The sequence below is a fragment of the Paraperlucidibaca sp. genome, assembly GCF_982810325.1.
Genome location: NZ_CEYEMI010000003.1, coordinates 110,355 through 123,018, shown reverse-complemented (window position 1 = coordinate 123,018; position 12,664 = coordinate 110,355). Strand labels below are relative to the sequence as shown.

Here is a 12,664-nt window from a genome sequence, read left to right as displayed (position 1 = left end):
GGTTTGGCGGTCTTGGTTATGGACATGATCTTAGCCTCGGTATTGTCCTTCTCTGACCCGGCTGCATTAACCACTGCGCTGGCCTTGGTAGGTTGGTTGTACTTTCCAGTACGCCAGCTTATATGGCGTTATTTCTTCGACAGGCGCAGCTCAGGTCTTGAGGAGTGGATGGCGCAGTCGCTGCCGGTTATGTTGACCGCGCATCGTATCGGCGATGGCGATCAAGCTATTCAGCTAGCGCTAGATTCAGTCTTTTCGCCATTGGCTAGTGGCCTAGAAAAGTCCGCTGCGACTGATGCGGCCATTAAAGATAATGGTGAGTCCTTGGTCGTGCCATTGCCCGATAGTCAGTATGTTTTACGTCTGCACAATGCTGAGCAAGGTCGGCGTCTGTTTAGTCGTAAAGACCTGAAAATAGCCAAACTAGTCATCGACTTAAATGAAATATTGCGCGAGTCAGTCGTGGCAAAAGCCGCTGGCGCACAGCAAGAGCGTCAGCGTATTCGCCAAGATCTGCACGATGACTTGGGCGCAAAGTTGCTGACTTTATTGCATCGTAGCGACGATCAATCACGCCCTATCGTGAAGGAAGCCATTTCCGATTTACGCACGATTTTATCGAAGCAAATGGCCGCCGGTATTGGCTTAAAAGACGCTTGCCATCAATGGCATGACGAAGCGATTTTGCGTTGCGCCGAACGTGGCATTACCTTGCATTGGCATTGCGTGGAAAAGGATGCCTTACTCACTCCCAATGAGTATGGCCATTTAAGCCGCATGCTGCGTGAAAGCCTGACCAATGCCATAAAGCATGCTCAACCCAGCGCCATTACTATAAGGCTCAGCACCGATGATGCATTGCGTATTGAAGTCATAAACGATGGTGTTGATAGCGCACGAGAGACCACGGCTGGTCATGGCTCTGAGAGTCTACGCCAGCGCGCGGCTGAGCTGGCGGGCGAGTGCCAGCAATGGCAAGAGGAGGGGCGTTGGCATGTGCTTATTACGGTGCAGCTAGCGGGTCTTGCTAAGCCCTAGACTTACGCTTCGCCAAGAATCCGTCGCTTACTTTGTAATGCTTGTTAGTCTGACAGCGTATGTTGTTAAATGTGCGCCTATTATAAAAATATCAGGACATTGACATGGTCATTCGCTCCATTTTAGCCATATCTATCACGAGCTTAATGCTCAGTGCTTGTGGCGGCTCAAGCTCATCAAGTGATAGCACATCGCCTGTTGCAGAGCGTCAGGTTCCAGTAATGAAGTTGGGCACTCGCAGCGCCGAAAGTGAGACTTACGGCAGCGCCGCACCGGCAGCTGATAGCGCGTGGTCTGACTATGATCCAGCGCCGACTTTCAGTTCGTCGAAAGAGATTCCTCTGCAATTCATCACCATGGATGACGGCGTTAAGCTCGCAGTAAAAGTGACTCTGCCGAGCAATGCTGCGAACGTCAATGAAGGCCCGTTTCCGATAATTTTAGTTCAAACCTCCTACAACACTTCGCTGGGCAGCTTTACTCCGGCTATTGGTGGTGCGGACCCATTAATGACTTCTCACGGTTACGCCACGGTGGTAGTCGATGTGCGCGGCACCGGCAACTCTCAGGGCGAATGGGAAGCCTTTGGCGAGCGCGAGCAAAAAGACTATTCACAAGTAGTGGAGTGGGCAGCTACACAGTCGTGGTCAGATGGCCGAATTGGCCTGTTTGGTGTCTCGTACTTGGGCATTACCACTATGCTCACTGCTCAGCAGCAACATCCTGCCATTAAAGCGGCTTTCCCCATCGTGCCTCTTGGTGATGCTTACCGCGATATCGTATTCACTGGTGGGCAGGTTAATCCAACCTTTATCCCGCTCTGGATAACGTTAGTTACAGGCCTTGGCGCCTTACCTTTGGAAGGTATTGCTGCTGATCCTGCAACCGGCATTACGGCACTGCTTAGCCACATCACAGGCGCAGTAACAAACTTCCAAGTACCGACAATTTTGAAAGCTTTATTGGGTGATCAAGGCACAGCGGCTGATGGTGATTTTTGGGCAAAGCGTTCACCTTTGGAAAATGCTGACAAAATCAAAGTGCCGACATTCGTGGTTGGTGGTTTATTTGACCTTTTTCAACGCAGCGAGCCGCTCTGGTTTGAGCGCCTAAAAGGTTCGGTGCCTACCAAATTGCTTCTTGGCCCTTGGACGCATATTGAAGCGGCTGGTGTGCCTTCGAATGGCTTGCCTCAAGATGGTGTGCCCGAGCTGAATAAAATTCAGCTGCGCTGGTTTGATCAATATGTGAAAGGCTTACCAGTCGGCGCCGACCGCATGCCGAATGTCACGCAATATGTGTTGGGCGAGGAGCGCTACGTCACCAGCAGTGATTGGCCACACGCGCAAATGAGGCCGCAGCAATACTTTTTCCAGGCCGACAAATCATTGCTGAAAGATCAGCCTAGCGAAAAAGCATCGCAGTCGATTGCCTTGCAAGCGCCGATCTTTGGCCTGTGTTCACAAAGTCTTTCGCAATGGACAGCTGGTATAGCCGGCTTGCTGCCTTTGCCATGCTTCGATGATGACAGCATTAACCAAAAATCATCGGTCGTATTTACTACGCCAGCCTTGGAAGATGATCTGTTTATCAATGGCCCCATTCAGGCCAATGTGTGGATGACGACAACGGCGCAAGAAACTAGCGTGTCGGTGCGCATCTCAGACTTTGATCCGGCAACAGGCAAGTCCCGACCACTGAGCAATGGCCTATTAAGTGCCTCGTTTCGCGCAGTGGATGAAAGCCGTAGCCGCATCATCGACGGCGTGATGATTCAGCCATGGCATCCATTCACTACTGAGTCTGTTCTACCAGTTAAGCCAAATGAGCCCATGCTCATGCAAGTGGAAATTTTCCCAACTAGCGCAAAAATTGCTAAAGGCCATTCGCTGAAAGTGTCATTGAGCACGAGTAATTTGGCGCAAGGCTTGCAGCCTGTATTGTCGTCGCTGATCAAGGGGCCATTGGGCTTAGCAACGTTCTTAGTCGGCCCCGAGCATCCATCAAGTGTGGTGTTACCAGTGGTGCCTAATAGCGCGCTGGCACAGTAACTAGTAGAGAGAGTTATGAGTTCAAAGATTTATCACAACCCAAACTGCGGCACTTCGCGCAACACCTTGGCCATCATGCGGGCCTCGGGCGAGGAGCCGGAGGTTATTGAGTATATGAAGATGCCTTTGTCGCGTGAGCAGTTAGTTGCATTGCTAGCGGCATTGGCTGTGCCTGCGCGTGAATTAATGCGCGCCAAAGGCGATCTTTATGACGAGTTAGGCTTGGCCGATCTTACGCTCAGCAACGATGCTTTGATCGACGCGATGAGCGAGCATCCTATCTTGATGAATCGGCCGGTTGTGGTCACTGAGCGCGGTACGCGGTTATGCCGGCCATCGGAGTTGGTGTTGGACTTACTAGCCAATCCGGTGCGTGAATACACTAAGGAAGATGGTGAGGTCATACGGTTTAGCGACTGAACTTAGTCGCTGTTCCAACGATTTTTAGCGCGAATGAAGTTGCTTGCATCGGTAAAGCCGAGACGCTTGGCAATAACTGACTGCTTAAGTCCCTCGGCTTCCCACAAGCGAACCTTCTCAATGAGCAAGTCGGAAAACAAGGCCTTATAGCTCATGCCTTCTTCCTTCAGTTTGCGATGCAAGCTGCGCTCGCTGATATTTAAATCGTTGGCAACCACTTTTGCCGATGGGCGGCTAGTGATGTGAGAGATAATGCTCTGACGGACAGCCTCAAGCAGATTTGTTGAGCGATTTAAATTTTGCATTAGCTGATCACAGGCAGCTAATGCTTCTTCCAGAGCAAATGGATTGGTTGTTATAAATTGAGTTGCTAGTAGGGCATTATCAATTCGGACTGTAGTCGCTGCCTCATCCCAACGCACAGATTGGCTTAGTACATGCTGGCAGAATAGTTGTGAGGTCGCGCTAAGACTGAAGTCAAAGTTAATGTTAATAGCGAGCTCGTCATTGCAACATAGGCGCCAAAATGTCCTTAGACCCGTAATGATTTCTAGTACTAAGAACTCATAAACTCGTTGATTAAAGCCATCTTTGTTGGCGACTGTGACCAATACACCATGCTCGTCTTGGGTAGAGTTAAACTCAATTAAAGAGCCAGCAATGGCGCTATAGCGTGCGCCTAACTCCAAGCTTTCGCCAATATTCGCAACCGACATCATGGCCAGGCCTAAGAGGCCGTAGGTTGAGTGCTGATAGCGCTGGCCAACAGCGACCCCAAGCAGGTCATCGTCAAAGTAATCAACGGCTGCTTGGACAAAGTTAATGGCCATGGCGTAGCTAATGAGTCGTGATTTGCTAGCGCGCTTAAACAGTTGGGCAAGCTCGAGGCCCGCCCACGTTTCAATGCTTACTCCGCGACTATTGGCATAATTTTCTATGGCAAAAATACTATAGAAGTAGCCGTAGTTATGTTCTGTTGGGGCCATTGCGGCACCTATATCTGAGCGTTATTGATGCTCATATCATAACGCTATAAAGCTTGGCTTGTGCGCTCTAGCTGTATCGATGATTTTTGCACTGAAGAGGGCAGAGCATGCCGCATAATGCGCCATAGCACTTGGCTAAACTGGCTGGTAAAGCTGCCTTCGTTGTAAGGAATGCCCACGCGCTTGCAGGTTGCTTTCACTTCTACGGCCATCTCGGCGTATCGGTGCGCTGGCACGTCGGGGAATAAATGATGCTCAATTTGATGGCTTAAATTGCCGGTCATTAGATTGAAAAACTTGCCACCGCGTAGGTTCGATGAGCCCAAGATTTGGCGGTAATACCAGTGGCCGCGAGTCTCATTTTTCAGCACGCTTTTCGGGAAAATCTCGGCATCTTTGGTGAAGTGGCCGCAGAAAATCACGATAAAGGTCCAGACATTACGAATGCCATTGGCGACAAAATTACCGGCGAATACCGACAAGAACATCGGGCCAGCGAGCAGTGGAAACACCACATAGTCTTTCAACAGCTGTTTCAGCATTTTACGCTTTGCTGGTTGCCACTGCTTTTGAAACTCAGCTTTCGGGGTTTTGCCGGCAAAGAGGCGGCCTAAGCGCAGCTCTTGAATGGCAATGCCCCATTGAAACAGCAGCGCGAAAATCACTGTGTAGATTGGTTGCAATAAATAGTGCGGCTTCCAGCGTTGCTCTGGAAACAGGCGCAAAATGCCATAGCCCACGTCGTCATCGACACCTTTGATATTGGTGTAGGTGTGGTGCATGACGTTATGCGATTGGCGCCAGTTATCACTGGTGCCGGCAATGTCCCATTCGTAGGTCTGGCCTTTGAGCTTGGGGTCATTCATCCAGTCGTACTGTCCGTGCATGACGTTGTGCGCGACTTCCATGTTTTCCATGATTTTCGACACCGCCAAAAGCAGTGTGCCGATTACCCAAAATACTGGGAAGAAGCTTAAGAATAAGCAGGCGCGACCAAGAAAGCCGGTGTAGCGCACGGTGGCGAGTACGCGACGGATATATCGGGCATCGTTTTCGCCGACATCTGCCAAGGCTTTTTTATGCATGGCATCGAAGGTGGTTTCAAGTTCAGTCAGTTGAGCCTGAGTCAGTGTTTTCATTTGATGTTCCTCGTCGGAGCGAGTGGTGAATGCAGTCGGCACGTATGATTTTTAGACACGTGACGGTGGTGTTTATTACAAAATGAGCAGTTACAGATCGCGTAATTACAGATCAAGGGTGAGGTCGGAGCGCGCGCTGCTGATGCACAGACGTAAGCCCGGGTTGTCACCGTCATCGCGCATTTGCGTAATGATGTTTTCGCTAATGCCTTGGCGCTTGCTGCAAGCGCAGGTGTTGCAAATACCGCGACGGCAGCCTGAGGCCAGTGCTATGCCCAGTGCTTCTAAGGCCGGCAATAAGGCTGCGCCAGAGGCGACTTGCACGACTTTACCGCTACGAGCCAGTGTGATGCTGACCATCTGCGTGGCATCGCTGACGATCATTGGCAGGGAGAATGCTTCGCTTTGCAGACGTAATGATTGCGCGCTGGCGAGGGAAGTGGCTGTGGCAATAAAGCCAGCTGGGCCGCAAGCCATGATTTCAGTATTGGCATCACAATCAGCCAAATGTGAGGCGTTTAAGCGCTCGCCGATTTGCGTGCTATGTAAGGTGAAATGAAAGTTTGGCTCGCGAGCTTGCAGTGCCAATAGCTCATCTAAATGGCAGGCATCCTCTGGCGTTTTTACCCAATATTGCAGGCTAGTATTGCGATGTAACGGCGTGCTTTGCAGCAGGCTTAAAAATGGTGTGATGCCACTGCCAGCGGCGAGCATCATCACGGCTGCGTTATTTTCAGGCAGTGCTAGATCGCCATAGGCGTCGCTTAATTTTAGCCAATCGCCAATGCTCGCGGCATCATGTGCCCACTGACTAAAGCGGCCATGTGCTACGCGCTGCACGGTAATCTGAAAGGCTCCGCTTGTTGCGCCTGACACCAAGCGCGGGCTATAGCTGCGTGCGACCCAAGCACCATTTACGCTTGCAGAAATGGTGATGTGTTGGCCGGCACGAAAGCCATTAAAGGCGCGATTCGGCTCAATAGTTAGCGTGATTGCTCGTGCTGATGCCGGTGTAATGGCGATCAAGCGGCCACGTGGCTCGGCACTTTTCATTGGCGCTAAATGGTCTTGCCAAAATGCGGCGACATCGCTGGGAATTACGGCGTTAGTAAGTGCGCGGATGATTTGTTGAGTGGCCATGTGTGAGCCCTCGATAGTCATGGAATACGCAAATTATACAGTTGTATAGACGATTGTCTATCCATATGTATAGACATTTGTGATTGAGCGCTTAGCCGTTACACTAAGCGCTTGAATTAAACGAAAAAAATATGTCAGCTCAGTGACATCACAGGATGAAGCAAATGAATGCTGAGGAATTAGCACCTGCCGTGCGTAAAGGCAGCATTAGCCAAGATGACTTAATTCAGGCGGCAATGTCCTTGATTGGCCCGACACGCAGCATGGCGACCTTGAGCTTGCGCGAAGTGGCACGCACGGCCGGCATCGCACCGAATAGTTTTTATCGGCATTTTCGCGATGTCGATGAGCTCGGTATCGCCTTAATAGCATTGGCAGGTAGTAGCTTGCGTCATGTCTTTAGCGAAGCTCGGCAGCGCATCAGTGCTGGTAGCAGTGTGGTGCAAACATCTTTGAACGTGTTTTATGAGCAACTTAATGCCAAAGAGCGTTATTTAGAGCTATTACTCTGCGAAGGTCGTGTTGGCTCGTTGGCGTATCAGGCCGAAGTCGACCGGCAGTTGCAGTTTTTTGAGCACGAATTAACCAGTGATTTGATTCGCCTAGAAGCACAAAACGCCAATAAACTGCATGAGCCGACTATTGTGGCGAAGGCGATAACGCGTTTGGTGTTTAGTATGGGTGCGCAGGCTGTTGCTAAGTCGCCCGAGCAACAGCAGGAGTTACTCGAGCAAACCGCGACCATGGTGTATATGATTTTGGCTGGCGCGCGTGCATTGGCAGCTCCAACCGAACCCACAGTTTAAGGAAATACGTATTGATGGCTGAAAACTTCGCCCAAATCTTAGTGCTGCTGTCGGTCTCGGTCAGTGTCATTGTTATATTTCAACGCCTACATATACCTACGAGTCTGGGTTACTTGCTGGTGGGCATTATTCTTAGTCCGCACACCATTGGCCCAGCTTTGGACGTGCCTGAAATTAAAGGGCTTGCTGAGTTTGGCGTGGTGTTCTTGTTGTTCACCATTGGTTTGAACTATTCCTTGCCGCAATTGCATGCTTTGCGTGGCCAAGTCTTAGGCTTAGGTACTGCGCAGGTAGCGCTAGGCACCGCAGTCGTCATGGGTTTAGCCATGCTGGCGGGTATGCCCACGGCTGCTGCCTTCGTTATAGGCGCTGTGTTTGCACAATCGTCGAGCACGATCATCGGTAGTCAGCTCACTGAGCAGGCCGAGCAAAATACGCCACATGGTCGTCTCGGCCTAGCAGTATCAGTGTTTCAAGATGTCACTGCTGTGCCATTTTTGGTTGTCATTCCAGTACTCGGAATGGCGGTTTCTGCTGACGCGCTGGCGGGTATTTTAGGTCTGGCCATGGCCAAAGCTGCTTTAGCGTTTGCCTTGGTATTTTTTGTTGGCAAATGGCTGTTTCGCCCACTCTTTCATATTGTCACCAAGCAGCAGTCACTGGAGGCATTGACTCTGGCGGTGCTGCTTGTGGTTCTTCTGGCTGCTTGGTCAACAAATCAACTCGGGTTATCACTGGCGTTTGGCGCGTTTTTGGCCGGTATGATGCTGGGTGAAACCGAGTTTAGGCATCAAGTTGAGTCCAGCATTAGGCCTTTTCGTGATGTGTTATTAGGGCTATTTTTCATTGGCGTGGGCATGTTGTTAAACCCGGCCTCGCTGCCAGACATATGGCCTCAGGCGTTGCTTGGCATGGTGGTTTTACTGCTGAGCAAAATCATCATTGTGCTCACGGTGGTACGTCGCAGTGGCTTTGATTGGGAATCTTCTTTACGCACGGCCTTGATTGTTTCAGTTGGCGGTGAGTTTGGCTTGGCGCTGTTGGCGTTGGCGCTAGATGCTCAAGTTTTAGATATACGCTTGGGCCAAGTTATTCTGACTTCGGTGTTGTTTTCCATGGTTGTTGGCGCCATGTTGATTCGCTTCAATGGCCCGATTGCACGACTGTTGACCTCTCGCCGAAAAGCCACCAAGGCTAATCCTGCGGCGATTGAAGTGCCTGCACAATCGGTCTTGATTGGCGGCTATGGCCGCGTTGGCCATACCTTGGCAGTACTACTACAAACAAATGGCATTCCCTATATTGCCTTTGATAGTGATCCCAAGCGGGTTGAGCAGGGGCGTATTGATGGTCACCATGTATTCTTGGGTGATATTTCTGATCCTGAGCTACTGGCATCGATCCAGTTAGAAAAGATCTCTCTCGCCATTCTGACTACATACGAGTCTGATATGGGTCTGCGTGCAACCAGCTTGCTGCACAAGCGTTGCCCGTATGTGCCGATCATTGCACGTGCCGAAGATTTGCAGATGTCATCACAGCTGATAGCAGCTGGCGCAACGCATGCCTATCCAGAAGCAATTGAGGCCAGCCTACGCTTGGCAGCTACGGCGATGACTATGTTGAATATGCCTAGCACTGAAGTGGACGCCATCATGCAGGGCATTCGCGACTGGGATTACCAACCAGTGTTGGAAGAGGATGCGACGAAGTAAGTTTAAGCTGTACGGTTACTACTAAAACGCTAGCCAAAAATAGCCGAGATCATTAGATCTCAGCTATTTTTACGCTCACGTTGTACGGGTTCAATACGGCTACGCTAGCTCGCGGCAAATTACAGCACCGGCGCGTACTCCTCCTCATCAATAAACGCCACTTTAGTGGCCTTAGTCAGCTGCGATGGTTTGATAGCCTCTGGCATGGCCGAGGAGTGGTGGTTGAGGATTAGCCAATTGTCATCGACCTTGGTGTAGACATAGGTGTAGCGCGCCTGTACTAGCTTGCGTTGGCCTTTCTCGTGCAGCGCGAAGGTGTAAATGCCGGTATCCATTGCGCTATCGTCGTCGAGCAGACGAATTTCACGCTTATTGATAAAACCTTCGGGCTTATAGCTCAGAAACTTGACGAAATAATCACGAATGCTGGCGTAATCGGTGCGAGCCTGATTCGATACTGTCGGCAGCAGCACGCCATTTTTGGCATACAGACTGGCGACATTATCGGGGTTGCCGGTGGCTAGAGCTTTATTCCAGCGATCAAAAAGGGCTGCAATTTCGCGCTCCTTGGCATCATCGGGCGCGCTAACCACGACATTGTAGGCAATAGCATTCTTCGCGATAGCCAGTGGTGAGGCCATGATCATGGCGCTGGCAATTAGGCTTGTTGCAATGAGTCTATTCATAAGTCATCCCAGTTGGTTTTTATGTATTGTTTTCACGAAGCAAATGTAGTTATTTAAGACTATTAATTAATCGGCTTTTTGGCTGATATAGGGATAGGTCAAATGACTGATGTTGAAGGTCGCAGTAATAGCGTCTTATTGTGGCGAGAGCAGCTGCGCCAGAAGACGCAAGAAGCTTCGAGCCAAGTTTTAGTTGAGCAGGTTAGTCAGCTGCTTCGAGCAAATCCATTGGAGGATATTGCCAGTGCGATTTGTGAGCAGATCTATAACCAGCTCAATGCCAGTAGTGTGGCTTTGCTGCGTTATGCCAGCGCGCGTTTGCAGTTGGTCGCCGGTGTGCAGCTGCGCTACCCCGATGGCACGCGTTTGCCGTGCCAAGGCTGGATATCTTCATTGCTGCGTTATCCGGTGCAACCTTTGTCTCGACAAGGCATTGAGGCGACTTGGTTAGCGCGGCAGTCCGAGGCCGATTATGAGTGGATTATTCCCTTAGTGAGTCGATCGCAAGTCATGGGTCTATTAGTGATTACCGGCAATGAGGCTATGTCTGTGCCAAGTTGGCAGGCACCATTGAGTACGCTATCGGTGCTGCTGGCTTGCGCGTGGGCGGAACCGGCGAGTTCGGGGCGTGCTCGGCTCAATGAGCGTCAGCGTCATGAGCTCAACCTACTCACGCCGCGCGAAAAAGAGGTGATGGCCTTGCTACCGCAAGGCATGGCCAACGCGCGTATTGCAGCGGCCTTAGGTATTTCGCTGGGCACAGTGAAGACGCATATTGAGCATATTTTGTCTAAATTACAGCTCGATGATCGTGCCCATGCAGCCGCGCGCGCGGTTGAGCTCAAGCTTGGGAGTAGCGGTCTATGAGGCGTTTGCTACAAACACGGCGGTTAAGTATATGGGTCGCGGCCTTTTTGCCGCTGGCGCTGCTGATTGTCGCCAGCGTACTCATGGTGTGGAGTGCGCAAACTAGCAAGCAGGCAGAGATGGAGGTGCGTTTAGGTCTGCGCGTGCTCAGCCAAATCCATGCGTTACACGCGCAATTGGCTGAAGGCGCGAGTGGCATACGCGGATATTTATTAACGCAAAAACACAGCTTTCTGGCGCCCTATGAACTCGCGCGTGTACGTATTCCACCGGCGCTGGAGGAGCTCTCAGGTAAAGTTAAAGATGTCGAGCAGCAGCGCCATCTTAATCTCGTCACGGCACTGATCAATGACAAGTTACGAAATTTAGCGGTCATTAAAGCGCAGGCGGCGACAGCTAATATTGAAGATACGCTTCAAATTATACTTAATGATAATAAGAACTTGCTTGATCGCCTCCGTCAAACTGTAGTGCTCATGGAGCAGCGCGAAGAAGTAGTGATTGCTGAGCGCAGCGCCATTGCTGATCGCTGGCGGCAGCAGGCCTTGATATTGTCGTTGGCGGCCCTATTGATGGTGTTGGTAGGCATGGCTTTTTCGGCGTGGCTGGCCTTGCGTGCGCGCCACGCTGATGCCGCAGCAACTGCCGCTGAGCAGACCAATCGCGCCAAATCCGACATGCTCTCGCGCGTAAGTCATGAGTTACGTACACCGCTCAACGGCATTTTGGGCTATGCGCAATTGCTCGCGCGCCAACCATTAGCACCGCTTGCTCAGCGCCAAGTCGGCCATATTTTGGCCAGCGGCGAGCACCTCTTACAGCTGGTCAATGATGTGCTGGATTTATCGCGTCATGAGTTGAGGCCGCCGCAGCTGAGTCTGCGCGCTGTGCCTATCGCAGCGCTATTACACGACTGTATGGCGTGGGTAGTGACCACGACGAACACCGAGCCGGCCTGGACGATCACTGTTGATGACTCCCTCGCGGTCTATGCCGATGAGCAGCGCTTACGGCAGATCATCATTAATTTACTGAGCAATGCGGTGAAGTTTAATCGTGCCGATGGCGCGCTCACGCTACAAGTGCTGGGCACCGAATCGGTAGTGACGATAGGTATTAGCGACAGCGGCGAAGGCATTGCCAGCGAGGATTTAGTACGGCTATTTCAGCCCTTCGAGCGTTTGCACAAAGGTATTGAAGGCACCGGATTGGGTCTCACCATTAGTCGTCAATTGGCGCAGGCCATGGGCGGTGATATCAGCGTTGAAAGCAGCTTCGGCGTGGGCAGTACGTTTATTTTAACGCTGCCGCGTCATAGCTAATTACCAGGGGTAATAGGTCATGACTGAGACGTTATTGAGTAGCCGTATTTTGATCATCGACGATGAGATTCGTAACGTGGAGTTGTTGGAAGATGTGTTGACGGCTGAGGGCTTCACAAACTTAATTAGTAGCACTGAGCCCGATCGTGCCATGGCCTTGATCGATACCGTGGTGCCTGATTTGCTGCTGCTCGATTTACGCATGCCTGGCACAGATGGCTATAGCATATTGTCGCGATTGCAGCCGCGCCAGCGTGCTGGTGAGTATCTGCCGGTAGTGGTGCTGACTGCGGATGCCGCACGCGATGCACGTCATCGCGCTTTAGCTTTGGGCGCGCACGACTTTTTAACGAAGCCGTTTGATATCACTGAGGTGATTTTGCGGGTATGGAATTTGCTAGAAACTCGCGCACTGTATAAGCGCTTGCGTGAGCTCACCGGCCAGCTGCCGAAGGCCGAACAACGGCCTTGGCAGCTTAAGCCGGAGGCTTAAG

Annotated in this window: 12 protein-coding genes; 8 read left to right on the top strand and 4 right to left on the bottom strand. The window is 51.2% G+C overall.

The genetic code is table 11. The annotated features are described in order from the left end of the window. The 3 genes from AC3DKE_RS02720 to arsC all read left to right on the top strand — a co-directional run. On the top strand, positions 1-1,038 hold a 1,038-nt coding region (locus AC3DKE_RS02720; RefSeq protein WP_487990018.1), incomplete at its 5' end, for a sensor histidine kinase. 104 nt (positions 1,039-1,142) lie between these two features. Then, on the top strand, positions 1,143-3,089 hold the full coding sequence (locus tag AC3DKE_RS02715) for a CocE/NonD family hydrolase (protein WP_487990016.1): 1,947 nt from the start codon (positions 1,143-1,145) through the stop codon (positions 3,087-3,089). 15 nt (positions 3,090-3,104) lie between these two features. Continuing rightward, positions 3,105-3,509 carry an arsenate reductase (glutaredoxin) gene (arsC, locus tag AC3DKE_RS02710; protein ID WP_340674540.1) on the top strand — a complete coding sequence of 135 codons (405 nt, stop codon included), beginning with the start codon at positions 3,105-3,107 and terminating at the stop codon, positions 3,507-3,509. 2 nt (positions 3,510-3,511) lie between these two features. Here arsC and AC3DKE_RS02705 read toward each other — a convergent pair whose 3' ends face one another. The 3 genes from AC3DKE_RS02705 to AC3DKE_RS02695 form a co-directional block, all read right to left on the bottom strand. After that, the gene (locus AC3DKE_RS02705; RefSeq protein WP_340674539.1) at positions 3,512-4,495 is read right to left on the bottom strand and encodes an AraC family transcriptional regulator; all 984 of its coding nucleotides are present in this window, start codon (positions 4,493-4,495) and stop codon (positions 3,512-3,514) included. A gap of 44 nt (positions 4,496-4,539) precedes the next feature. Beyond that, on the bottom strand, positions 4,540-5,634 hold the full coding sequence (locus tag AC3DKE_RS02700) for a fatty acid desaturase family protein (RefSeq protein WP_411729945.1): 1,095 nt from the start codon (positions 5,632-5,634) through the stop codon (positions 4,540-4,542). 105 nt (positions 5,635-5,739) lie between these two features. Then, positions 5,740-6,774: a flavin reductase family protein gene (locus AC3DKE_RS02695; RefSeq protein ID WP_487990013.1), complete on the bottom strand. Its 1,035-nt coding sequence runs from the start codon at positions 6,772-6,774 to the stop codon at positions 5,740-5,742. A gap of 164 nt (positions 6,775-6,938) precedes the next feature. Here AC3DKE_RS02695 and fabR point away from each other — a divergent pair, with 164 nt between their 5' ends. Together fabR and AC3DKE_RS02685 are read left to right on the top strand one after the other, a co-directional pair. Then, positions 6,939-7,580, top strand: coding sequence for an HTH-type transcriptional repressor FabR (fabR, locus tag AC3DKE_RS02690; RefSeq protein ID WP_340674536.1), 642 nt, complete (start codon positions 6,939-6,941; stop codon positions 7,578-7,580). Positions 7,581-7,594: 14 nt separating this feature from the next. Continuing rightward, positions 7,595-9,295: a cation:proton antiporter domain-containing protein gene (locus AC3DKE_RS02685; protein ID WP_340674535.1), complete on the top strand. Its 1,701-nt coding sequence runs from the start codon at positions 7,595-7,597 to the stop codon at positions 9,293-9,295. Between the two features lie 119 nt (positions 9,296-9,414). Here AC3DKE_RS02685 and AC3DKE_RS02680 read toward each other — a convergent pair whose 3' ends face one another. Then, on the bottom strand, positions 9,415-9,981 hold the full coding sequence (locus tag AC3DKE_RS02680; protein WP_487990011.1) for an SgcJ/EcaC family oxidoreductase: 567 nt from the start codon (positions 9,979-9,981) through the stop codon (positions 9,415-9,417). A 102-nt stretch (positions 9,982-10,083) separates the two neighbouring features. On the opposite strand from AC3DKE_RS02680, the gene AC3DKE_RS02675 reads away from it, so the two are divergent. Genes AC3DKE_RS02675 through AC3DKE_RS02665 form a run of 3 tightly spaced genes read left to right on the top strand, consistent with a single transcriptional unit; the run spans position 10,084 to position 12,663 of the window. Next, on the top strand, positions 10,084-10,848 hold the full coding sequence (locus AC3DKE_RS02675; protein ID WP_411729949.1) for a helix-turn-helix transcriptional regulator: 765 nt from the start codon (positions 10,084-10,086) through the stop codon (positions 10,846-10,848). Then, positions 10,845-12,170, top strand: coding sequence for a sensor histidine kinase (locus tag AC3DKE_RS02670; protein WP_411729950.1), 1,326 nt, complete (start codon positions 10,845-10,847; stop codon positions 12,168-12,170). The genes AC3DKE_RS02675 and AC3DKE_RS02670 overlap by 4 nt, the downstream gene beginning before the upstream one ends. Before the next feature lie 19 nt (positions 12,171-12,189). Further along, on the top strand, positions 12,190-12,663 hold the full coding sequence (locus AC3DKE_RS02665; protein ID WP_487990009.1) for a response regulator: 474 nt from the start codon (positions 12,190-12,192) through the stop codon (positions 12,661-12,663). The last annotated feature ends 1 nt before the right edge of the window (position 12,664 follow it).

Bases quoted from the DNA above. Each gene is read 5' to 3' on its own strand.
- AC3DKE_RS02715 (WP_487990016.1), top strand. From the start codon at position 1,143: ATGGTCATTCGCTCCATTTTAGCCATATCTATCACGAGCTTAATGCTC.
- arsC (WP_340674540.1), top strand. From the start codon at position 3,105: ATGAGTTCAAAGATTTATCACAACCCAAACTGCGGCACTTCGCGCAAC.
- AC3DKE_RS02705 (WP_340674539.1), bottom strand. From the start codon at position 4,495: ATGGCCCCAACAGAACATAACTACGGCTACTTCTATAGTATTTTTGCC.
- AC3DKE_RS02700 (WP_411729945.1), bottom strand. From the start codon at position 5,634: ATGAAAACACTGACTCAGGCTCAACTGACTGAACTTGAAACCACCTTC.
- AC3DKE_RS02695 (WP_487990013.1), bottom strand. From the start codon at position 6,774: ATGGCCACTCAACAAATCATCCGCGCACTTACTAACGCCGTAATTCCC.
- fabR (WP_340674536.1), top strand. From the start codon at position 6,939: ATGAATGCTGAGGAATTAGCACCTGCCGTGCGTAAAGGCAGCATTAGC.
- AC3DKE_RS02685 (WP_340674535.1), top strand. From the start codon at position 7,595: ATGGCTGAAAACTTCGCCCAAATCTTAGTGCTGCTGTCGGTCTCGGTC.
- AC3DKE_RS02680 (WP_487990011.1), bottom strand. From the start codon at position 9,981: ATGAATAGACTCATTGCAACAAGCCTAATTGCCAGCGCCATGATCATG.
- AC3DKE_RS02675 (WP_411729949.1), top strand. From the start codon at position 10,084: ATGACTGATGTTGAAGGTCGCAGTAATAGCGTCTTATTGTGGCGAGAG.
- AC3DKE_RS02670 (WP_411729950.1), top strand. From the start codon at position 10,845: ATGAGGCGTTTGCTACAAACACGGCGGTTAAGTATATGGGTCGCGGCC.
- AC3DKE_RS02665 (WP_487990009.1), top strand. From the start codon at position 12,190: ATGACTGAGACGTTATTGAGTAGCCGTATTTTGATCATCGACGATGAG.